The sequence below is a fragment of the Saccharothrix luteola genome (genome assembly GCF_020859565.1).
GTDB classification, from domain to species: Bacteria; Actinomycetota; Actinomycetes; order Mycobacteriales; family Pseudonocardiaceae; genus Actinosynnema; species Actinosynnema luteola.
The window spans coordinates 131,267-152,815 of sequence record NZ_JAJHUO010000005.1 but is presented as its reverse complement, the minus strand read 5'-3'; the positions used below and the strand labels follow the sequence as shown (position 1 = coordinate 152,815).

Annotated in this window: 22 protein-coding genes and 1 tRNA gene; 4 read left to right on the top strand and 19 right to left on the bottom strand. The window is 69.5% G+C overall.

Annotated elements, in window-relative coordinates:
* Nucleotides 1–42: 42 nt before the first annotated feature.
* The 4 genes from LNK82_RS08070 to LNK82_RS08055 form a co-directional block, all read right to left on the bottom strand.
* Nucleotides 43–4,875, bottom strand: coding sequence for a DNA repair ATPase (locus LNK82_RS08070; protein WP_230566315.1), 4,833 nt, complete (start codon nucleotides 4,873–4,875; stop codon nucleotides 43–45).
* Nucleotides 4,872–6,869 carry an SPFH domain-containing protein gene (locus tag LNK82_RS08065; protein ID WP_230566314.1) on the bottom strand — a complete coding sequence of 666 codons (1,998 nt, stop codon included), beginning with the start codon at nucleotides 6,867–6,869 and terminating at the stop codon, nucleotides 4,872–4,874. Before LNK82_RS08065 ends, LNK82_RS08070 begins: the two co-directional genes overlap by 4 nt.
* Nucleotides 6,869–7,450 carry a hypothetical protein gene (locus LNK82_RS08060; protein ID WP_230566313.1) on the bottom strand — a complete coding sequence of 194 codons (582 nt, stop codon included), beginning with the start codon at nucleotides 7,448–7,450 and terminating at the stop codon, nucleotides 6,869–6,871. Before LNK82_RS08060 ends, LNK82_RS08065 begins: the two co-directional genes overlap by 1 nt.
* A 118-nt stretch (nucleotides 7,451–7,568) precedes the next feature.
* Nucleotides 7,569–8,114, bottom strand: coding sequence for a TetR/AcrR family transcriptional regulator (locus tag LNK82_RS08055; RefSeq protein WP_230566312.1), 546 nt, complete (start codon nucleotides 8,112–8,114; stop codon nucleotides 7,569–7,571).
* Between the two features lie 57 nt (nucleotides 8,115–8,171).
* On the opposite strand from LNK82_RS08055, the gene LNK82_RS08050 reads away from it, so the two are divergent.
* Complete coding sequence (locus LNK82_RS08050) at nucleotides 8,172–9,143, top strand: FAD-dependent monooxygenase (protein WP_230566311.1); 972 nt, start codon at nucleotides 8,172–8,174, stop codon at nucleotides 9,141–9,143.
* On the opposite strand, the gene LNK82_RS08045 is transcribed toward LNK82_RS08050, so the two are convergent.
* Nucleotides 9,140–10,006: an exodeoxyribonuclease III gene (locus tag LNK82_RS08045; protein WP_230566310.1), complete on the bottom strand. Its 867-nt coding sequence runs from the start codon at nucleotides 10,004–10,006 to the stop codon at nucleotides 9,140–9,142. The two genes, LNK82_RS08050 and LNK82_RS08045, sit on opposite strands and share 4 nt — an antisense overlap.
* Nucleotides 10,007–10,154: 148 nt before the next feature.
* On the opposite strand from LNK82_RS08045, the gene LNK82_RS08040 reads away from it, so the two are divergent.
* A tRNA-Lys gene (locus tag LNK82_RS08040) sits at nucleotides 10,155–10,230 on the top strand.
* Between the two features lie 53 nt (nucleotides 10,231–10,283).
* Here the strand turns inward: LNK82_RS08040 and LNK82_RS08035 are convergent.
* From LNK82_RS08035 to LNK82_RS07985, 11 genes are all read right to left on the bottom strand, one after another.
* Complete coding sequence (locus tag LNK82_RS08035; RefSeq protein ID WP_230566309.1) at nucleotides 10,284–11,444, bottom strand: tyrosine-type recombinase/integrase; 1,161 nt, start codon at nucleotides 11,442–11,444, stop codon at nucleotides 10,284–10,286.
* A 14-nt stretch (nucleotides 11,445–11,458) separates the two neighbouring features.
* Nucleotides 11,459–11,638, bottom strand: a complete 180-nt coding sequence (locus LNK82_RS08030; RefSeq protein WP_230566308.1) for a helix-turn-helix domain-containing protein — start codon at nucleotides 11,636–11,638, stop codon at nucleotides 11,459–11,461.
* Nucleotides 11,635–12,981: a replication initiator gene (locus LNK82_RS08025; RefSeq protein ID WP_230566307.1), complete on the bottom strand. Its 1,347-nt coding sequence runs from the start codon at nucleotides 12,979–12,981 to the stop codon at nucleotides 11,635–11,637. The genes LNK82_RS08030 and LNK82_RS08025 overlap by 4 nt, the downstream gene beginning before the upstream one ends.
* A gap of 25 nt (nucleotides 12,982–13,006) precedes the next feature.
* Nucleotides 13,007–13,726, bottom strand: coding sequence for a hypothetical protein (locus LNK82_RS08020; protein WP_230566306.1), 720 nt, complete (start codon nucleotides 13,724–13,726; stop codon nucleotides 13,007–13,009).
* A gap of 19 nt (nucleotides 13,727–13,745) precedes the next feature.
* Complete coding sequence (locus tag LNK82_RS08015) at nucleotides 13,746–14,021, bottom strand: transcriptional regulator (RefSeq protein ID WP_230566305.1); 276 nt, start codon at nucleotides 14,019–14,021, stop codon at nucleotides 13,746–13,748.
* Nucleotides 14,022–14,031: 10 nt separating this feature from the next.
* Nucleotides 14,032–14,502: a hypothetical protein gene (locus LNK82_RS08010; protein ID WP_230566304.1), complete on the bottom strand. Its 471-nt coding sequence runs from the start codon at nucleotides 14,500–14,502 to the stop codon at nucleotides 14,032–14,034.
* A 40-nt stretch (nucleotides 14,503–14,542) separates the two neighbouring features.
* Entirely contained in the window at nucleotides 14,543–15,916 is a 1,374-nt protein-coding gene (locus tag LNK82_RS08005) for an FtsK/SpoIIIE domain-containing protein (protein WP_372470445.1), read from the bottom strand.
* Nucleotides 15,917–16,004: 88 nt separating this feature from the next.
* Entirely contained in the window at nucleotides 16,005–16,226 is a 222-nt protein-coding gene (locus LNK82_RS08000) for a hypothetical protein (protein ID WP_230566302.1), read from the bottom strand.
* On the bottom strand, nucleotides 16,226–16,486 hold the full coding sequence (locus tag LNK82_RS07995; RefSeq protein WP_230566301.1) for a hypothetical protein: 261 nt from the start codon (nucleotides 16,484–16,486) through the stop codon (nucleotides 16,226–16,228). Before LNK82_RS07995 ends, LNK82_RS08000 begins: the two co-directional genes overlap by 1 nt.
* On the bottom strand, nucleotides 16,461–16,859 hold the full coding sequence (locus LNK82_RS07990; RefSeq protein ID WP_230566300.1) for a hypothetical protein: 399 nt from the start codon (nucleotides 16,857–16,859) through the stop codon (nucleotides 16,461–16,463). The genes LNK82_RS07995 and LNK82_RS07990 overlap by 26 nt, the downstream gene beginning before the upstream one ends.
* 188 nt (nucleotides 16,860–17,047) lie before the next feature.
* On the bottom strand, nucleotides 17,048–17,440 hold the full coding sequence (locus tag LNK82_RS07985; RefSeq protein WP_123745555.1) for a hypothetical protein: 393 nt from the start codon (nucleotides 17,438–17,440) through the stop codon (nucleotides 17,048–17,050).
* A 136-nt stretch (nucleotides 17,441–17,576) separates the two neighbouring features.
* Between LNK82_RS07985 and LNK82_RS07980 the strand changes: the two genes are divergently transcribed.
* The gene (locus LNK82_RS07980) at nucleotides 17,577–17,975 is read left to right on the top strand and encodes a GntR family transcriptional regulator (RefSeq protein WP_230566299.1); all 399 of its coding nucleotides are present in this window, start codon (nucleotides 17,577–17,579) and stop codon (nucleotides 17,973–17,975) included.
* A gap of 121 nt (nucleotides 17,976–18,096) precedes the next feature.
* Here LNK82_RS07980 and LNK82_RS07975 read toward each other — a convergent pair whose 3' ends face one another.
* Nucleotides 18,097–18,432, bottom strand: coding sequence for a hypothetical protein (locus LNK82_RS07975; protein WP_230566298.1), 336 nt, complete (start codon nucleotides 18,430–18,432; stop codon nucleotides 18,097–18,099).
* Entirely contained in the window at nucleotides 18,429–18,758 is a 330-nt protein-coding gene (locus LNK82_RS07970) for a hypothetical protein (RefSeq protein ID WP_230566297.1), read from the bottom strand. Before LNK82_RS07970 ends, LNK82_RS07975 begins: the two co-directional genes overlap by 4 nt.
* 176 nt (nucleotides 18,759–18,934) lie before the next feature.
* Here LNK82_RS07970 and LNK82_RS07965 point away from each other — a divergent pair, with 176 nt between their 5' ends.
* Nucleotides 18,935–20,383 (top strand): helix-turn-helix domain-containing protein, encoded by a 1,449-nt coding sequence (locus LNK82_RS07965; RefSeq protein ID WP_230566296.1) that lies wholly within the window; start codon nucleotides 18,935–18,937, stop codon nucleotides 20,381–20,383.
* Between the two features lie 21 nt (nucleotides 20,384–20,404).
* Here LNK82_RS07965 and LNK82_RS07960 read toward each other — a convergent pair whose 3' ends face one another.
* Complete coding sequence (locus LNK82_RS07960; protein ID WP_230566295.1) at nucleotides 20,405–21,052, bottom strand: HAD family hydrolase; 648 nt, start codon at nucleotides 21,050–21,052, stop codon at nucleotides 20,405–20,407.
* Between the last annotated feature and the right edge of the window lie 497 nt (nucleotides 21,053–21,549).

Genomic DNA, 21,549 nt, shown 5'->3' with positions numbered 1-21,549 from the left:
CACGCGCGGGGTGGACGCAGGACTCTCGCGAGAGTCCTGCGTTCAGCGGTCGGCCAGGCGGTCCAGGGCGGTGCCGACGCGGTCCGTCAGGAGCGAGATGGCGCCGACGGTGCGGGTGGTCGGGTCGTCGGTGGAGCCGCCCAGGGCCTGGGCGCGCACGTAGGACTCCTTGACCTCCGACCAGCGGGCTGCCTGGGCCTGCGTCAGCGTGCCGCGCAACTCGGCCAGCTTCAGCAGGTTCGCCTCGGCGCCCGAGGTCAGCGTCTGGGCCTCGCCCGCGTAGTGGTCGTCGATCACGGCGGCCAGCTCGGCGTCGTTCATCACCGGCACGACCTTCTCCGCCAGCTTGTTCATGTTCCGGTAGGAGCCCTGGAGCTGGAACGGCGGCTCGACGCGCGAGGCGTCGGACTGGGCGGCCGAGGCGATGTACGCCTGGTTGTTCGCCAGCACGACTTCCTGCACGCGCAGCAGCTTGCGCAGCACGGACAGCACCTGCTCCAGCTCGACCGACGAGTACGCGTGCGCGAGCCGGTCGGCCCGCACGTCCTCGCCGCGCGCCATCCGCACGAGCAGCTCCACGTCACCGCGGTCCCGGGTGGACAGCGGCGCGAGCACCGGGTTCGACGTCAGCGCGTTCTCGATGTAGCTCAACGCGAACACGTCCTCGCGCCCGGACAGCACGTCGCCCAGGTTCCACACGTCGGCCCGGTTGGCGAGCATGTCGGGGATCCGGAACCGCCGCCCCGACTCGGTGTACGGGTTGCCGGCCATGCACACCGCGAACCGCTTGCCGCGCAGGTCGTAGGTGCGCGTGCCGCCGTCCCACACGCCTTCCATCCGCCGCTGCGCGTCGCACAGCGAGATGAACTTCTGCAGCAGCTCCGGCGACGTGTGCTGGATGTCGTCCAGGTACAGCAGCACGTTGTTGCCCGCCTCCAGCGCGAACGAGATCTTCTCGACCTCCTGCCGCGCGGTGGCGTTCGGCGCGTCCGCCGGGTCGACCGACGTCACGTCGTGGCCCAGCGACGGGCCGTTGACCTTGACGAACACCAGCCCCAGCCGGTTGGCCACGTACTCCATCAACGTCGTCTTGCCGTAGCCGGGCGGCGAGATGAGCAGCAGCAGGCCCATCTGGTCGGTGCGCTTGCCGTCGCCCGCCGCGCCGAGCTGCTTGGCCAGGTTGTCGCCGATCAGGGGTAGGTACACCTCGTCCAGCAGCCGGTTGCGCACGAACGCGCTCATCACCTTCGGCTGGAACTCGTGCAGGCGCAGGCGGGCGCGTTCGGCGGCCACGACCTCGTTGCGCCGGCGCTGGTAGGCCCGGTAGGCCGGCACGCGTTCCTCGCGGAACCGGCGCGTCCGGGTCAGCAGCTCGTCCAGCCGGATCTCCAGCGCGCGGTCGGTGATCCGCGGGTGCGTGCCGAGCAGGCCGTCCGCGGTGGCCGTCAGCTGCGCCGACGACTCGTGCCGGGGCAGGTCGCGGCACAGCTCCAGCGCCACCGCCTCCGGCAGGTCGGGTTCGGCTCTACCGCCCAGGAACGCCTCGTACCAGCCCTCCACCAACCGCCGCCGCACGTCCAGGTCGCTGAACGCCCGAAGGTCCTCGTCGAACTCCTTGCGCCCGCCCAACGCCCGGTGGAAAGCGTCCACCAGAGCGCGCGCTCCGGCGCTCGTCGCGAACCCGAACGGCGCGCTGCACAGCTCCTCGAACAGGTACTCGCCCGCCAACGGGTCACCGGCCGCCTCGGACAGCTCGGCGCACAGCTCGTCGATCGCCGCCGTGTGCCCGAACGCCTCCCGCGCCCGCCCCAGCGACGCCGCCCGCCGCTCGTACAGGGCCCGGTCGGCCTCGTCCGCCGAAGCCCAGAACAACTGCGCCGCCGCCCGCGCGGACGGCGGGTACCGCAGCACGCCCGCGCCCGCGTGCAGCCGCAGCACCACGTCGAGGATCCGTGCCGCGTCGTGGTCGTGCACGCCGCGCTCGTAGCCCTCGTCCAGCCGCGACTCCGCCACCTGCCGCACGAGGTCGGGCAACCGGTCCTCGGTGACGGCGGCGTGCAGCCCGTCCAACGGGTGCGTGGCCAGGATCGACGTGGCCAGGTGCTCGGCCCGGTAGACCTCCGCCGTCTCCGACACCAGCAACTGGTCCCAGAACGGCCTGGTGTCCGCGAACGCGGGGTCGCGCACGGGCGAGCGGAAGTCGGTGCCGGTGATGGCGAAGGCGAGCTCGCCGTCCTTCGGCACCAGGGTCAGGTCCACCGGCTGGGTGTTCACCGCGAACCGGTGCCTGCCCAGCCGGATCGTCTCGCCGTCGAACAGGTCCAGCCGGTCGCGCAGCGAGCGGCCCGCCTCCTGCCGCGCGGCCAGCACCCGGCCGTCCAGCTCCTCGGCCCGCACCTGGTCGCCGAGCGACCGCAGCTCCTCGGCCACCGAGCGGATCTTCGCCACCATCGGGTCGGACGCGAAGTACGTGTTGACCTCGTCCAACGACGCCAGCGAAGCCACCCGCCTCGTCACGCTGACGAGGATCCGGTCGGCGGAGGACGCGAGCCGGTCGGCGCGCCGGGCCCGGTCGTCCAGCAACGCCTGCTTGCGCGACGAGAACGCCTCGTAGACGTCGGTCCGCTTGTCGCCGAGCCGGGTCAGGAAGTCGTCGAACTCGCCGAACCGCGACTCCAGGTTCTCCAGCTGCAGCAGCAGCCGTCCCAGCTGCTCGTCGCACCGCTGCGGCGTGTCCGCCACCGCCAGCGCGCCGGTGATCGCCTGGCCGAGCAGCGCGAACTCGGCGGCGAACTCGGCCCGGCCCTCGGTGGCCAGCAGCGCACGCCTGCGACCGTCCACAGTGGCCCGCGCCCGGTTCAGCCCGCCGAGCACCTCGCCGATGCGCTCCAGGATCGACGTGCGCACGGTGGCGTCGGCGATGTCGAGCGAGCCGACGACCTCGGTCAGCACCTCCAGGCCGCGCTGCCGCTGCGCCAGCTCCTCGACCACCGGCTCGGCCTCCGCGACCGTGCCGATCGCGTCCGCCGCGCCGACCAGCGCCTCGACCTGCTCGTGGTAGCCGGCGAACGCGTCGTCACGCCCCAGGTGCTCGACCGCGCGCCGTGCCGTGCCGCCCAGCTCCTCCTCCAGCGACGACACCAGGGCATCGATGCGCGCCACGTCGGCGTACCGCATCTCCTTCAACGTCACCAGGTGCCCCTGGGCCTGCCGCAGGTCGGCGAGCTGCCGCACCCACGCGTCGGCCGTCGTCGGCACCTCGCCGCGCACCCGGCGGAGGATCGAGGCGATCCCCGCGTCCGCCTCGGCCACCGCCGTCGCCGCCTGGTCGGTCAGCGCCTGCACGGTCTCGAACTCGTCCAGCACCTGCTCGGCCGTGGCCCGGACCTGCGTCAACGGCGTGCGCAGGTCTTCCAGCTCCGGCTCGCCCAGCCAGTGGTAGGCGTCGAACACCCTGGTGCACGAGGAGATCAGGTCCTCGAACACCGGCACGGACGGCGCCATCTCGCCGACCATCCGGCTCACCGAGAGGCAGTCGGAGATGCCGCGCACGAGGTCGGCGTTCCCGACCCGTTCCAGCGGTCCCGTGCCGACGGGCTGCGCGGCGGCGTAGGCGTCGGACACGTACGGCGTCTGCCACACCTGCATCGGGTGCACGCGGGTCGGCTCGTCGCTCATCGCGCGGAAGACGACCAGCGTGCCGTCGTCGAACAGCGAGTACCCGTGGCACGACAGCGGGTTCGCCACTTCCTTGCGGATCACGTTGTACGGCAGCAGCAGCGACCGGCCGTCGCGGCGGGCGTGGAAGACGTACAGCACGTCCTCGCCGTTGGTGGAGCGGATGACCCGCTCGAACTCCAGCTCGTCCACCGGGGTGTCGAAGGTCTTGTTCACCCCCGTGGCCAGGTAGTAGCCGCCGGGGAAGATCAGGCCCTGGTCCTCGGGCAGCCGCTGGCACGCCTGGCCGATGCCGTCGAGCCGCACCACGGACCGGGTGCGCGTGTTGAACACCAGGTGCCGCCACGCGGTCTCGTTGTACGGGCGGATGCGCAGCAGGATCAGCGAGCCGACCCGCGCGTACTGCACCTCGCCGTCGGCCAGCGACTGCAGCGGCTCGTCCACCGGCTCGGTGTAGACGCCCTCGCCGGTCTCGGTGTTGTTCTCCACCTTGATCGTGAGGTCGCCGCCGATGGTCTCGACGAACACCTCGTCCTCGATCGAGATGTGCGGGTGCCGGCCGAGCACGTGGTGCTCGCGGCCCGTCACGACCCACTCGAAGTCGTGCGAGGGCGGGAACACGTGGTCGCGCTCGCCCCGGTTGTCCAGGTACTTCACCGTGCCGTCCACGCCGACCTGCCAGCGCAGCACCCGGATGTCGCCGATGCGGGCGCCGGTCTGGAACACCGCCAGCAACCGGCCCTCGACCCGGCGCAGCTGGATCAGCCTGGTGTCGCGGTAGTACCGGTACAGCTCGGCGAAGTCGCGCTCGAACTGCGGGTCGCGCAGCAGGCCGGGCAGCTCGTCGTCAGCCGCGTCCTCGAACCGGAACGCGTCGCCGTCGCGGGTGAAGCGGTGCAGCGAGAACACGTCGTCGACCGTCGTCTCCGGCTTGAGGCCGATGAAGACGTTGTAGCCGAACAACATGAGCCCGGCGACCTGCACCACGTCGCGCGGCACGCAGTTGTGCTCGGTGCGGATGCGCTCGGTGCCCAGCAACGTCAGCTCGGCGCTGCCGAACGCCTCCAGCCGGCGCGCGTTGAGCGCTTCCGCCCGGCGGGCGAGCCCGGCGGCCTGCTCGGCCAGCCGGGCCCGCAGCACCTCGTAGGTGCCCGCTTCCAACGTCGCCGCGGGCGCCGCCTCCACTGGCGCGGTCACGACAGCGAGGCGACCGGCCGCTCGGCCACGCCGAGGCGTTGCGCGGCGGCCAGCAGCTCGCGCAGCTTGCCCTCGTCCGGCCCGCCGGAGTTGATGAGCTTGAGCAGCAGCGCGGACACCGTCAGGTTCTTCACGTCACCGGTGCTGATCGAGCCGAGCAGCCTGCCGATGTCGTCGGTGAAGCTCGCCGTCCCGTTCAGCCACGGCCCGGCGAGGGTCTGCGCGACGTCGGAGTGCTCCACGAACCCGTCGACCTGCTTGCCCATCGTGATGGCGCCGACGATCCGGTCGAAGAACATGCTGTCGCCACCGACGATGTCGATGTCGGCCTTCTCCAGGCCCGCGGCCAGCACCAGCGCCTGCGACTCGGCCACCTGCCGCTGCACGTCGAGCCCGGCCAGCCGGACTTCCTTCTCCGTCTCCAGCCGCAGCCGGTACTCCTCGTGCTCGCGGGTGGCGTCGTCCAGCGCGGCCATCGCGCCCGCCTTGTCGGCCAGGCCCTCGGCCTCGCCCTTCAGCTTCTCGCGGATCGCGAGCGCCTCGACCAGCGCCTTCTCCTTGCCCACCACGGCCTCGGCGCGGCCGACCTTCTCGATCGCCTCCGCGTCGCGCTCGCGCACCTGAACGTCGGCGAGACCGGCCGCCGCCGCCTCCGCCTGCTTGCCCTCGGCGAGCCGGATCATGGCGCGGGTGTCGAGCTCGGCGGCCTGCTGCCGAGTCTCGGCGAGCAGCAGTTCCTCGCGGGCCTTGAACTTCGCGGCCTGCTCCGCGGCCTCGGCCGCCTTGATGTCCTTGACCAGGCCTTCCTGCGCTTCGGCCTCGGCCCTGATCACCACGGTCTGGCGGTGCCGCTCGGCCTCCTCGACCACGCGCAGCCGCTTGATGATCTCCTCCTGCTCGGCCACGGTCTTCTCCACCGCGATGCGCTCGCGCACCACCTCGGCGATGGACCGCTTCTCGGCCTCCAGCTCCTTGTCCGCGGCGATGCGGGACAGCTCGGTCTCCCGCTCCCGACCGATGACCTCCAGCATCCGGTCCTTCTCGATGCGCTCGGTCTCGATCGCGATCACGCGTTCGCGGTTCTTCTCCGCCACCGCGATCTCGCGCGCCTTGTTCTCGCTCTGGATGCCCAGCTGCTCGTCCGTGCGGATGTGCGCGGTGTTCGACTTGAGGCGTTCCTCGGCCTGCACCTTGGCGATCTCCGCCTCCTCGCGGGCCCGCATCGTCTCGACCTCGCGCTTCTGCTTGATCTCCGCGTCCGCCTGGCGGCGCTCCAGCTCGAGGATCGCCTCGCGCGCCTCGACGTTCTGGCGCGTGATCTCCTTCTCCTCGTGCCGGGTGAACTCGTTCGTCCGCACGTGCTCGATCGCGGTCAGCTCGGTGATCTTGCGGATGCCCTGCGCGTCGAGGATGTTCGACGGGTTGAGCTGCGCCATCGGCGTCTGCTCGAGGTAGTCGATCGCCGCGTCCTCGAGGCTGTAGCCGTTGAGGTCGGTGCCGATGACCTGGATGATCCGGTCGCGGAACTCGTCGCGCTTGGTGTAGAGGTCGATGAAGTCGAGCTGCTTGCCGACCGTCTTCAACGCCTCGGAGAACTTGGCGTTGAACAGCTCCTGGAGCGTCTGCTCGTCGCTCGCCCGCGCGGTGCCGATGGCCTGGGCGACCTTGATGACGTCCTCGACGGTCTTGTTGACGCGCACGAAGAACGTGATCCGGATGTCGGCGCGGATGTTGTCCTGGCAGATCAGGCCTTCCTGACCGGCGCGGCGGATCTCGATGGTCTTCACCGAGATGTCCATGATCTCCGCGCGGTGCAGCACCGGCAGCACCACGGCGCCGGTGAACGTCACGTCCACCTTGCGCACCTTGGAGATGATCAGCGCCTTGCCCTGGTCGATCTTGCGGAACAGGCGGCTGATCAGGATCAGCAGGCCGATGACGACGACCAGGACGACGGCGACGAGAATGCCGAAGCCGGTGGTGATGACGTCCATCAGTGGTCCCCCCGTGTGAGAGTCGGGTCGTGTCCGATTTCGAGGGACGCGACCCAGAAGAACTCGCCGTCCACGTCGTAGTCGAAGATGAGTGCGGTGGTGCCCGCGGTGAGCGCGTCCGAGCCCGGTTGGCGCACCTGCACGACGGCCGACGAGCCGTCCGCGGCGGTGACTTCCGCCTGGCCGAAGGTCTGCGTGACGCGGCCCGTGCGGATGACGCAGGTGCGGCCGATGAAGTCCAGGCGCGACGCGGGCGGGTCGGCCGGGAACAGCCGCTTCAACGGCGTCATCGCCAGCCGGGTCAGCACCAGGCCGACGGCGAGCGACCCGCCGAGCACCCCCGTGCCCGCGAGCACCGAAGCCGGTTCGAGGACGACGACGCCCGACAGGCAAGCGAACCAGGACACCGCGATCAGCAGGGAGACGCCGAGGGTCGCGGGCACGCCACCGATGTCGAGCTCGACCCAGTCCGCGTCCGCCGCGCCGAAGGCGACCAGCAGCCAGAAGGCCACCACGATCACCAGCAGGACGCTGAGCACGGAGACCGGGAATCCCAGCGATGCCGCGAAGAACTCCCCCATGTACCCCCCTTTCGCGGGACCCTAACCCGTTTTCGGCGGAGAACTGCGGGGAATGACTCAACGCGGTCGGACCACCCCGGTCAGTGCACGACGCGGCCTCGTCACGGGGGCGGAGCGGTCAGCCCGCGAGCATCCCCCGGAGCACCGTGCGCAGCGCCGCGGCGGGGTCGAAGCGGGGGTTCGGGTTCGCGAGCTGGTTGGCCAGCAGGCCGTCGATCACGGCCAGGAGCAGGGCCAGGTCGGCCGGAGGGTCGGCCGCGCCGAGGCCCGCGATCAGGGGCAGTGCCCAGCTCCCGATCTCGCGGTGGGCCCGGTCCACGTCGCCCCGCAGTTCGGGGCGTTGGGCGACTTCGACGAACAGCGCGTGGCGCGCGAGCGTGAGGACGCGGTCCTCGGCCAGGCGCTCGACCAGCGCGCCGACGGCGTCGGCGAAGGCCTCGGGGGTGGCGACGTCACCGGCCACGCTCGCCCACAGCGCGGTCTCGTGCTCGAGGAGGCGGCCCAGGACGGCGCCGATCAACGCGTCGCGGGTGCGGAAGTGGTTGGACGTGGAGCCCTGCGGCAGGCCGGCTTCGGTGTCGACGGCGCGGTGGGTGAGCTGGCGCATGCCGCCCGTGCCGAGGACGCGGATCGCGGCGTCGAGCACCTGCTGTTGCCTGGTCATCGTCCATGACACTACACCCGTAGTGTTGATCACTACAGCTGTAGTACGGTGTGCCGCATGCGACTTCGGCGAGCAGCGGTGATCGGTGGAGGGGTCGGTGGCCTGGCCGCGGCCATCGGGATGCGGCGGCACGGGTGGGCGGTGGACGTGTTCGAGCGTTCGGCGGCGTTGCCGGACGTCGGCACGGGGCTCGGGATCTGGCCCGACGCGGTGGCGGCGTTGGACCGGGTGGGGTTGGGCGACGCCGCCCGGCGCGTCGGGCGGCGCCAGGAGGACGGGGTGGTGCGGAAGCCGGACGGGACGGTGATCGGGACCATCCCGGCGAGCTCGGTGCACCTGCTCACGCGGCCGGCGCTGCTGGGCGTGCTCGCGGGGGCGTTGCCGGACGGGGTGGTCCGGTTCGGCACGCCGGTGGGCTTGGCGGACTGCGCCGGGTACGACGTGGTCGTCGGCGCGGACGGCATCCACAGCGCGGTGCGCGGCGAGCTGTTCGACGCGTCGGTCCGCCCGTCGGGGGCGGTCGGGTGGCGCGGCACCGTGGACGTCCCGGTCGACGCGGGCGGTGAGACGTGGGGGCGTGGCGGCAAGTTCGGCCTCACGCCGCAGGCCGACGGGCGCACCAACTGGTACGCGATGGGGTCGGACCTCTCGCGGTTCGCGGACTGGCACGACCCGATCCCGCGCGTGCTCGCCTCGGCCACCGACGTGCTGCGGCACGAACTGCTGTTCCTGTCGCCGTTGCCGAGCTACACCTCGGGGCGGGTGGCGCTGCTCGGCGACGCCGCGCACGCCATGACACCGGACCTCGGGCAGGGCGCGTGCCAGGCGATCATCGACGGTGTGGTGCTGGCGGAGTGCCTGGCGGGTGATGACGTCGACGCGGGGTTGCGGGCGTACGACTCGAAGCGCCGCCGGGTGACGCAACGGCTGGCCGCGCGGTCGCTCCAGCTCAACCGGCTGGCCCGGATGCGCCGGTTCACCGGTGTGCGCGACGCGGGCCTGCGGGTGGCGTTGGCGTTCGCGGGTTAGGACTGCGGGAGCTTCACCGCCTTGCGGGTCCGAGGCGCGGACGGCGGCGGCACGACCGGGCCGATGTCGCCGTCGGGCGCTTCGTCCAGGTCGACGATCACGGGGGCGTGGTCGCTCGGCCCGGTGCCCTTGCGGGCGTGCCGGTCGACCCAGGCGGCCTCGACCCGTGCGGCGACCGGGCCGGACGCCAGGACGAGGTCGATGCGCATGCCGAGGTCCTGGTGGAACATGCCGGCGCGGTAGTCCCAGTAGGTGAAGACCCGCTCGTCCGGCCACCGGTCGCGGACCACGTCGTGCAGCCCGACCGCTTGCAGCGCCGCCAGCGCCTCCCGTTCGGGCTCGGTCACGTGCGTGTGGCCGACGTAGGCCGCCGGGTCGAACACGTCCGCGTCGGCGGGCGCGATGTTGACGTCGCCGCAGACCAGGGCGTCCTTCGGCCCGGCCGCCACCACGTCCCGCAACGCCGCCAGCCAGGCCAGCTTGTAGTGGTAGTGGTCGGAGTCCGGCGTCCGCCCGTTGGGCACGTAGACGGAGTGCACCCGCACCCCACCGCACGTCGCCGCCACCGCCCGCGCCTCGGGGTGCGGGAACCCGGGCCCGTCCGCGAGCCCGTCGACCACGTCGTCCAACCCGACCCGCGACAGGATCGCCACACCGTTCCACCGGCCTTCGCCGTGCGCCGCCACCTCGTACCCGCGACCGGACAGCTCGTCACCCAGCAGGGCCGCGAACGCGTCGTCCGCGAGTTTCGTCTCCTGCAGGCAGACCACATCGGGCTGCCTCTGGTCGAGCCACGGCAACAACCGCGGCACCCGCTGCTTGACCGAGTTCACGTTCCAAGTAGCCACCCGCACGTGCCCCACCGTAGTCCGCGTGCGCCACGGGGACCGATCCCCAATCCCCTGACCAGCACCGCTGTGGTCGACGTGCGGCGGAACGTGACGCCACCCACACCACCCGGTCGACCACCTGGCTCACCGGGAGCCCCGGTCTCGGTAAGCTGTCGGACACGGGCTGCTAGCTCAATTGGCAGAGCAGGAGACTTTTAATCTTCGGGTTCAGGGTTCGAGTCCCTGGCGGCCCACCAGACTCGCTGGTCACGACGATCTGTCGGAGGCCGAGCAACCTCGAAACCCCCATTTACCCCTCACTTACCGGGATGACCGCCCCGAGCGCGTCCGCCGCCGCACGACCGGGTGACCGACGGCCCATGTAGACGTCCTGGGTCATCGACGGCCGGGAGTGACCGAGCAGGTCGGCGATCTGCCTCGCCGTCAAGCCGGCCTCATCGAGCAGCGTCGCGACCGTCCTCCGAAAGGTTCGGAAAGTCACCCATTCGTAGCCCGCTCGGGCGATGAACGGCTTCCACGCGCGATTGCGGACGTTGGTTGCTTCACGGATCGTTCCGGTCGAACTGGGGAAGATCGGACCGTCGAGGTCGGCCGCCTTCGCTCGCCTTTCCACCAGCATCGCCACACACCAATCCGGCAGCGGAATCGGTCGCTCGGCGTTCTCCGTCTTACCCCGATTCACGATCCTTCCCCGCCCACGCGCCCGGATGACGTTCCCGGACATCGCCAGCTCCCGTGCCTCTGCGTTGAAGTCCGGCCAGTGTGCGCCCAGCGCCTCCCCCGTCCGCTCACCGGTGCCCAGGAAGAACCTGACCAAGTCCGGCAGGTCGTCCTTCACCGCCCGCTCGTCCTGGTCCAGCTTCTTGAGCAGGTCGAGCACTTCGGTGGCCGTCAACGCCCGCGACTTCCGCGGCCTGTTCTTCGCCCGCTTGCTCTCCAGCCGGGTGATCTCCCGCGCCGGGTTGGCGTCGAGCGCCCCATGCTGAACCGCGAACGCACAGACGCCGCTTAGCACGGCCCTGACCGTCTTCGCCGAACTGGCGCTGGAGTTGTCCCGGACCTTCTTGCACAGGGCGTCCAAGATCGGCGTGGACAGCTCGTTCATCCGCAGGTCACCCACGGCCGGAAGCACGAGCCCTTCGAGCCGATTGCGATACGTGTCCACCGTGCCCCAGGAACGGAACTCCCGTTCGGCGTCGCGCACCAGCTCGGCCAGCCACCGGGCAGCGACGTCGCGGAACTTGGTGCTCGCCGTGACGGTCGCTCCCGCTACGGGTGTCACCCAGTCGCGGATAGCCGCCTTGAGGTTGTTCTCGGCGTCCGTGCGGCTGGTGCCCATGCGCTCGACGTCGTAGACCTTGCCGTTGAAGTCGCGGTACCGACAGCGAGCCCGGTACCGCTTCGGGCCGATGGTCTCGACCCTGATCTTCCCGTAGGTGCCGACCGGCATCGGTCTTCTGCCCATCAGGCCGCCTCGGTCGGCAGCGACTCGAACCACGCCTTGACGTCCGCCGAGTTGAAGCGCAGGTGCTTGCCGACCCTTCGACCGGGAGGCCCGTACTTCCTGGTCCGCCACTGGTAGATGGTGTTGACCGGGATGCGGAGGTAGGCCGCCACCTGCTCGATGTCCCAGATTTCGTTCACGCTGCGTCCTCCTCTGTGTATTGGCGTTGGCGTTGTGCGCGGAGGCGTTCGGCGATGCCGGAGGCCAGTTCGCGCTCTGCGTCGTTGGCGTAGCCGGAGCCCGCGTAGGCCCAGTCGTTGACGACAATCACCTCTTCGGCGGCCAGGCCGAGGCGTTCGAGGGTTTCGGCCGCTCGGTAGGCCCGCTGGTCCTCGCGGATGCGCTTGAAGGTGGTTGAGTAGTGCTTGGACTTGGTCAGGAAGTGGCCCCGGAAGGCGAGCATGTGCGCCCACTTCCGCAGGTTCAGTTCGTCGTAAAAGCCGAGGTCACCGAGATCCCAGGCGGTCTGGATCATGTGTCGGTGGTGGTCGGAGACGCGCAGGTGGTCGATATCGAGCTGGGACCGGATCGGCCGGTCGGGCGTGTCACGCGCTCCGGTGCCCTTGGTCGCGTACTTGGCGACGTAGGCGGCGAGCTTGCCGTCACTGACCGCCCCGGCGTCGTCCTCGACCTGGTCCGCCGAGGCAGCCCGGATGGGACGCACGTCGACCTGCTCACCCCAAACGAGGTCGAGGACCGTGCCATCCGGCCGGAAAGACTCGACCAAAACGGAGCGAGCCGCCGACCGAACCGCGCGCTCGACCAGCTCCACGGTCGCCCACGCAGGCACCGGGTCATGTGAGCCCTCAGCGCCGTCGATCCGGATGACGGCGTGGAAGTGGACCAGGCCGCGCCGCTGGTACTCGGCGACCTTGGCGTACGACAGCCGCGCGTGGTCCTTGAACTCCCTCACCGTGAGCCCGGCCGCACGAGCCAGGGCACGGCGTAGGGCGATGGTGAATCGGTGCCACAGCTTCCCCGCGTGGGCCTGCCACAACACCGCTCCGACGTAGTCGTAGGTGTCCGGATCGACCGCGCCACCGATGCGAGGATCGTCGGGGTGGTGGAACTCGCCGCACCCCGTACACGGACGTGTCTTGCCGCCGCCGGTCTCGCGCCGGTTGTGGACCGCGCCGAACGATGGGGCGGTCAGGGTGGCGAACACGCGCGGCTTCTCGGCGACCGACTCGGGTACACCCTTGCTGCCCCCGGACAAGCCCGAGCGCATGAGATGGAAGGCGTCAGCCGCGTACCGGTCCGAGCACGAGGGACAGACCGAGGCGCGGCGGTTGCCGCACGGCGCCATGACGTCGCCACCGAGGTGGGCGAGGACTTTCGTACTGTCGAGATTGTGGAGCTGCCAGGCTCCGAACAGGCGGATCGGCGCGAGGCACCCGCCGGTGGCGGTGACCTTGTCGCGCCAGTCCCGGTAGTCGGCCCGTTGGACCCGGTCGGCGATGCGATCTTCGAGTGCGAGGACCAAAGGTTCCTCCTTCCAGTAGGTGTGGTCAGGCGGCGTTGAGCTGGTCGGCGAGCTGGACCGCGAACGCGGCCGGGACGTTCACCGCGGCCTGCACGTCGGCCGGAGTGATGGCGCGGCCCTGTTCGCGGACTTCGGCAGCTTTGGCGCCGAGGACGGCTTGCAGGTGGGACGGGAGCTTGAGCGCCGTACGCGGCGTGTTGAAGGCCGTGGTAGTGGTCGGCACCGGTGCCGCAGTGGCCATGACGCGGTCACGGGCGGCGTTGCAGCGGTGCTGGATGACCGGCATGACCTCGGCGATCAGGAACACCACCAGCGGCACGACGACGTGGAGGAAGACCACGCCGTACTCGACCCGGCCGGACGGTGGGCGCAGCGAGGACCACACGTTGGTGACCAGGGTTGCGCCGAACAGGAGCCGCTTGAGCCAGACGACCGGGGCGGCGTCGACGGCCAGGCCGTGGGTCAGCATCTCGGCTTCCCAGCGCAGGAGGGTGACGAGGATGCCCGCCAAGGCCGGTTCGACCAGCCACGCGCCCCACCAGAGGGCGGCCAACGGGGTCAGGTGTCCGGCGAGGAACTCGTGCACTCCCGTGGTGGTGAAGCCCAACCCAAGAGCGAGGAAGAACCACATGGAGCGGGTCACCGAGACGCGAAAGCGCTCCAAGCGGACCGCGTGCAACAGCGGGTCCGAGGTCAGGTCGTGCAGCTGGTGGGACTCGGCGAGACGGGCACGCAGCCTCTGCACCGTGCGCGTTTCACCCTGGTCATCGGTCCTGTGCTTCCGGAACACCGATCACCTCCCGAGACGTTCGCCGCTGGTCCGGGACGATGTGGAACAGGTCGTGGAACTGCATTGGCGTCAGCGCCAGCAGCGCCCCGGCGATGAACGCGAGTCCGGGCTGCAAGTCACCGGCCAGCACGCGGGCGACCGTGGAGCGGTTGATCTCCATCGCCTTGGCGAGGGCGTAGTCCGACCGGAACCCGGCAAGTCGGGCGGCCTTGGTGAACACGTCGCGTCGGAGCTTGATCGTGTGCGGCATGGTCGCCCGCTCACGCAGCCGTTGCACCGGCCACGCGGCGACGGGCAGCCACCACGCGGCCGAGGTGGACCAGTCGGGCGACCTCCTCGAAGGTCACCGACTCTGCCACCGAGGGCGCCAGGTGGAACGTCCCGGCGAGAACCACCGAGCCGTCACGTCCGGGGGTTGCCTCGAAGTCCGAGACGGCAGCCAGGGCGGTCAGGTCGAACCTCAAGCCCGCCGCGTTCCGGGCTGTGGCCGCCACGATCAGGGTGTGATCCGCGTGCAGGGACCAAGTGAGCGTCACGCCGTCCAGGCGGGTCACCCACAGCAGCAGCGACCCCAACCGGTCGGACGCCGCGCCGGAGGCGAACTCGACCTGAACCGAGCCGGTCACAGTCGAGATGAACACCCGGTCCGGCCGAGGCAGGCCCGTGGACCGCATGAACGACCGCAGCGTGCGGATGATCCGGTCCAGCGAACGAGAACTGTTCGAAGGCATGGCGAAGCTCCAGAGATCAGTGAGTCAGTAAGTGATGAGGTCAGGCGACGACGCGCAGACCTGAGCCCGCGTCGGCCGGACCGGCCTTGACGAACGCGACCAGCTCGTCGATGTCGTGGTCGCTGGTGTAGGCCGCGCGCACGCGGCGAGGGGTGCGGGAACGCGGGTCGACGCGGTAGCCGATACCGGCGCTGAACCCATCGGCCGGGATCTCGTCGGCGATCGCCCCGCGTTCACGGGCACCGTCGCCGAGGACCATGTCGGGGTGCCGTTCCGAGGTCACCCGCAGGCAGACGCGGTGTGGGAGCAGGTCGCGGATCGGCAGGACGTCCTTGGACGGTTCCTGCACGTACACGTCGAGCACGTCGTTGGTGGCGCGGCCCATGGAGGAGATGACGGCGCAGGCGTTGGTGATCTCGTGCGCGTACTCGGAGTTGTAGGACATCAGGAAGCCGACCTCATCGAGGATCAACCAGTCCACCGGGTGCTCACGCGACACCGGAACAGAGCGCTTCCCCTTGCGCTGCAACCGCTTCTGCTTACGTTGCATGTTGTCCACGAACCGCTCGATCAACTCGGCGCAGTCCTCCGGGTTGTCGGCATACCGACCGTCGAGGATGGGCTTGAGCGCCACGAACTCGAACAACTTCGGATCACACACCCACGGCCGGACCAACCCATCCCGGATCATCGGCGCAACGGCCCTCAGCTTGGCCATGACCACCGAGTTCTTGCCTGCACCAGTGGCACCGGCCGTCAGGTGGTGCGTCCCGGTCAGCGGCTCACGCCACTCCCCGCCCAGCTCGGTCTCCCCCAGGCACAGCGACCGCAGGTCGACCGCGTCAGAGGATTCCGGCATGGCAGGTGCAGGGATGACCCGGTCGAACGGCTCATCGCGCTGGACGATCAGCACGATCTCACCGGGACGGCCCTGCTCGACCGCGACCCGTTCCGCCTTGAGCGTCGCCGCCAGCTCCGGCAGCACCGCCGCGAACGCCCGCAACGCCTGACCAGGCACCAACCGAACCCGCACCACGTCAATGGACGGCGACCAGGACCGGACCCGCAGCACACGCGGCACCAGGACTTCCCCGGTCCGGTAGTGCACCGTGGTCAACCCGCACGAGCCCATCAGGTTCACCCAGCGACGACCGGTGTAAGCACCGGCCCACCGACGCCGCCACGCCCGCAACACTGGCGCAGCCCACGTGTCGAACGTGTCCGGATGCGCCCGGTACCAAGCCGCGGTGCCCACCGCCAGGCCGCCGAGAACGCCACCGGTCACTTCTGGCCCGACCTCGACCACCGAGGCTCCCAGCGCACCCGGACCAACCACCGCACCGGGGTGACGGACGAACCACCGCGCCGTGCGGAACTCCCACCCAACTGAACGACGGGACGCGCCCGTACTCATCTGCGACATGCATCGTTCCTTCTGTCAGGCACGGCAACAGCCGACCACCGAGGAGCAGTGATCGGCCGTGCCGTGACGTGGAGATGCGCTACTTGCGCGGACTGCCTCGCCGACGCCGACGAGCGGACAGCGGTTCGAGCTGCGAAGGCGAGTAGGACAACGAAGTCCGCAGAACCGCGACCGACCGCACGAACACGTTGTGCTGGCTCTTGAACCCCTCCCGCCGATACGGGACGTCCAGCATCGCCAGACGCAGTTGCCGCATGGACTTGTCCATGCACTCCAAAGCCGTGGTCAATTCCTGTGACATCAGACCTTCCACTCCCGAGTCTTCAGCTCGGTCTCATAGCGGGCCGCTTGGTCTTTCAAGTTCGTCAGGCTCTGTCGAACCGTGGCGAGCAACTTCTTCAACTCATCGGGCGGCGTGACCCGCCACGAACCCGGCGGAGAAGGGTTCTCCCGCATCTTCGCGATCAGTTTGTCCAACGGGTCGAACTGTTCGGTCACGAAGTCGATCGCGTTGACGAGGTTCGCGTACCGCTGCTCAGCTCGCTTGTTTTGTCCTGCCATCCACACCTCCCTCCTCGCGCGCACCTGGCCCCGTCAGCTCGCGCCACGCTTCCGCCACCTCGAACCCCAACTCCGTAGGGAGCAGCAGGTTGACGGGGGCGTGCACGGCTCCCGTCCGCAGGACCACCGGCTCCGGCACCGGGAAAATCAAGGCGAGATTGCCCAGCCGGTGAACCGCCGCCGTCTCCCACGCCGCCGACCGCCGCATCCCGCGCGACCCGACAGCACGGAACACCCGTCGAGAGCGCACGGTCAGCACGTAGCCGTCACCTTGCGAACAGATCCGACCGAGCGCGGTCATCGCTTCCTTCAACTCCGCTCCTTCCGGAGGTTCGACATTGACCTTGACCGGGTAATCGTTGACTTCGAGCACAACCCACCTCCGATATCGGGGACCACGGCGAACCCGGAACCGACGAAGCCGACTCCGGGCTCACCGAAAACCCCGGCGCTTATCGAGCAAGCGCCGGATTCAGGCATGGCTCTACCCACTGTGGAATTGACAAAGATCAGACAGCCCCGAACAGGAGCTTGGAAATTCTCAGAGCACGCGTGCGATGATCAGGCCGCGCTGCGCACCGGACGCGCCACCGGCTTCAACCCCGCCGCCTTGAACCACAGGCCAGCCGAGGCGATCTTGCGCGGGTCCACGCGGTCCGGGATCTCGTACGTGTTCACCACCGCGTTGACCAGCTCCACATACATGCCCTCTTCGAACCCCTCGCCGGGGTCACCGGGCAGGTTGACGCGGATCTCCTCGCCCTTGCCCGCCTTCCGCCCTTCAACCGGCAGCGGCTTGGCGAACAGCGTCACCACGTACTGCACCTCACCCGAGGTGCGGTCGACCACCGGCGTCACCGTGCCGTCCTCGGCCTCCCGCATCTTCGCCGCCGGAGCCTCCGTGATCATCAACCGGTAGCCGCCGAGCATCACCGGCAAGTCCTGAAGCGCCATCTCGAGATACCTCCACTTCCCAGGACGACCCGTCGTCGCCCTGTTACTACAACCAACATAGCTAGTAGAGTTATAAGAGACACTAGGCCGATCGAGTGACTTCCAGCAGTGCTAGCTCTATCGCTACAGTCTGTCCATGCGCCCCGACGCAACCGACCGCCGACCTGCGTACCAGCAGATCGCAGACGACCTGCGCCACTACATCGCGTCCGACGAGGTCGAGGTCGGCGACAAGCTCCCGTCCCTGACCGAGCTCCAGGCCAAGTACGGCCGCGCCGTGATGACGTTGCAGAAGGCGCTGGACCAGCTCCGCAACGAGGGACTCGTCATCTCCCGCCAGGGCGAGGGCACCATTGTCGTGAAGAAGCCCGAAGCCCATGCGGGGGACGACGTGCCCTCACCGCATGAGCTTCGGCAGATGTTCGACCGCATCAACTCGGTCCTGGACGACCTCAGCCGGCGCGTCGCCGCTGTCGAGGCTGAGGTTTTCGGGACCACGCCAGACGAGCCTCAACCCGACTCAGCCGATCACTGAGTTCCTCCAGGCGCGCCAGGAGTTCGGAGGCTTGTGCGTGGAGATCCCGCCAGTCCTCCGCCGTCCACTCGTCCTCTTCAGACACCGCGTCCCCCTTGCCGTTCCCGCCGGACCTCGACCGCTACACCGAGCAGGTAGCCACCTCCGCCGTCTCCGGACGTTCGCCGACGTCGGGCAACCAGACCAGCCGCGCCTTCAGCTGATTGCGCGGGCTGCTGAACAGGTGAAGCGCGTTCTCCGGCTTGCCCAGACTCATGCGGGAGTGGTCGTGGACCGAGAAGACCTCCGCACGGTCGTCGAAGGCGAAACCCCACCCGACGACCCAGCCGTCCAGGCGTTCACCGAACTCCTGCACCACTGCGAACACCCGTGGCGCAGACGTCGCCGCCATCGTCTCCAACAGGGCCGCGAACTCCGCCTCGTCGCACAACGGCTTCAAGCCGTCGACCTCACTCACCGGTCGCCCCTCTTCTCGTCGTCACTGGCGGGAACGGTCAGCGCGTTGACTTCGTCGGGCGTCGTGCCCACCAGGGCGCTCAAGTGCTCGAAGTCCAGCGGTGCGAGCTTGGTGAGCGCTTCGCAGCGGTCGGCGAACTGCGTGGCCGACTCGGCCAGCTCACGCGCGAAGCTGATCGCGAGCTGCGCCCCACCCTCACGCCCGGCGATCTGCACCGTCAGCCGCGCGTCGCCACACGAGATCACCAGGGACGGGTGTCCCTGCGCCCGTTCCACCAACGCTGACTCGGCGTCCTCCTCCGGCTGGAGGAGCAAGTACATCCCCATCGGTTCGACCTCCGTGTACACCTGGGACTTGCTCAACCAGATTCACGCGGAAGGAAGACCGATCCCATACCAATGACTGATCGGATATCGCCCTGACCACTAACCGCAGGTCAGCGCGGTAATCGCCGAGTTACACTCCGAAGTAGGCACAGCTCGACCAGGGGGTGAACGACCACGTGACCACGTCCAAGCGACGCTGCCGCACGTGTGACACCTTGCTGGCCAGTGACAACCGGGGCGAACGCTGTGGCCGGTGCACCGCGGCTTCTACACTCCATGCCCCGACGCTGCCGCCGGAGTTCTGGGCCAAGCCCACCCTCCGCGAGGCGTTCGAGTCCCGCAACATCGGCCGGGTCTTCCGCGCCTACCGCCAGGCCCAGACCCCGACCGTCCCACAAGCCACCCTCGCTGCCTGGCTCGAACTTACCCAAGGCCGCGTCAGCGAAGTCGAACGCTCCCGCCGCCCGGTCACCGACCTCGAACGCCTCGAACGCTGGTGCGACGCCCTCCACGTCCCACGCCACCTCCGCTGGTTCGACGGCACCGCGCGCGAAGTCCACGACGTCCGCAACCTCTACGCCAGCCGCACCGTCGACCCGAGCCCGGTCTACTCGCCCCACCAGTCATGGGCGCCGGTCGACCAGCCACCACCCCAGCCCGCGCAAGAGTTGGACATCGTGCAAGTAGGCATCCCACGCCTACGCCGCGCGCTCGACATCCTCGACCTACCCGACGACGGCCCCACCCGAAGCCTCCCCGAGCTCGCCGCCGACGTCGCCCGCATGAACGAACACCGCCTCGAAGCGCGCTACGGCGAACTCGTCCGCCACCTACCCGCCCTGATCGGCGAACTGGCCCGAGCCCGCCAACTCCTCGACCCAGCCGACCGCCGCCACGTCGCATCCCTGCTGACCCTGGCCCTACGCGCTGCCGACGGTGTGGCCTACAAGTACCGCTACTTCGACCTGTCGGCCCGCCTCATCGACCTCATGCGCGCAACAGCCAACGAGTCCGACAACGCACTCCTACCCGCCGCAGTGGCCTACGTGCGCACCGAAACGTTCTTCGCCAGCGGCGACCTCCACACCGCCGCCCGCGCCCTCGACCACGCCGCGGACCAACTCCCCACCCGCGACCTGAAACAGGCACCCACCGCAGCCGCCTTCGGCGCACTCCACATGCGAGCCGCAGTCGTCGCCGCCCGAGCAGGCAAAGCCGACATCGCCGCCGACCACCTACTCACCGCCCGCTACGCCGCCCACGCCGCACCCGAAGGCATCTACCACGGCACCGCCTTCGGCCCCGCGTCACTGCGCATCCACGAGCTGGCAGTCGCCGCCGAGCTACGCGACGCCGCAGGCATCCAACGAGCCTCCACCTGGCACCCACCCGCCGAACTACCCGCCGAACGCCGCTCCCACTACTACATCGACCTGGCCCGAGCCCAACTCGACCTCGGCCACCACGAAGACGCCTACCTGTGCTTGCAAGCCGCCCGCCAAGCCGCCCCGGAACACGTCCGCGCACACCCGCAGGTCCGCCAAGCCCTGTCAGTCCTGCTGCGCACCCACCCATCACTCAGCTCCGGCCTACTCGACCTGGCAGCCTGGGCCGGTGCCCGCTGAACCGCCACACCCTTCGCTGACTCAGGCGTCAGCCAGCAGCTCCGGCAGGTCGTACAGGGAGTCGATTACCCAATCGGCATCTCGGCGCACCAACGGATCATCCGCCCACAGGTACCCCCACGGCCCCCGCCGGATCAACGCAGTGCGCAACCCAGCCGCCTTCCCCGCCACAACATCGTTGTCCCGGTGATCACCGACGTACAGCACATCACCCGCCACCGCAGCAGGCGTCATCTCCACCACCCGCTCGAAGAACTCCGTCGCAGGCTTAGCTACACCCCACTCACCAGACGTCGCCAACCCATCCACCGGCAACCTCAACCCTCGCAACAACTCAGCCGCCCGAGCAGTCTGGTTCCCTGCCACCCCGACCCAGACCCCCAGCTCCCTCAACCGCGTCAACCCCTCCCGCACATCCGGGTAGAGATCGCCCTCCTCGATGCGCTCCCCAACCCCAGCCTCCTCCCGCAACCGCCGCTCACGGGCCACATCAAACCCAGGCCGGAAGTACTGGAACGTCTCCGCGTTATCCCGCCCCGCCACAGTCACCGCACCAAGCACAGTCGAAAACGTGTGCCGAGATACCCCAACCCAGTCCGCCCAAGCACCCCACTCCCGCGAGTCGTCCAACAACGTCTCACCCACGTCGAACACCACCGCCGCGACCATGCCCTACTCCTACGCCATCACCGCCCCTCACGCGACAGCGGCACTGACCGCAGCGGGCGCAGACACGGCCTGACCACGGTGTTCAGAGTTTCTTTTCTTCATCAAGGCGGCCCCCTCCGGGGGCCGCTGGCCGTTGGTGTCATGCCGATGACGAAGGACCGACGCCCCTGTAGTGCGGCACGCCCAAGCGGGCCTTGCGGCCCGCGGGCGAGCCACGCGAGGAAGGGCGCCGGTCCCGACGTCGGCGAGGAACGGCCAGCGGCCCCCGGAGGCGTCCGCAGACAAAAGATGCGCTCGCCGCGCGGCAGGCCAGCAAGATGACTGGGAGGGCACCGCCTGTTCAGCTACCAGCGCGGGCCGGGTTTCGTGTCATCCCGCCGACCTCCCCGAGGGCAACCACACGCGTCAAGGGGGCCGTCCCAGCCTGACGGTCCAGTATGGGCGAAGGTGCCCCCTTGACACGCGTGGTTGGGGCGAGCCAGGTCGGCAGGATGACA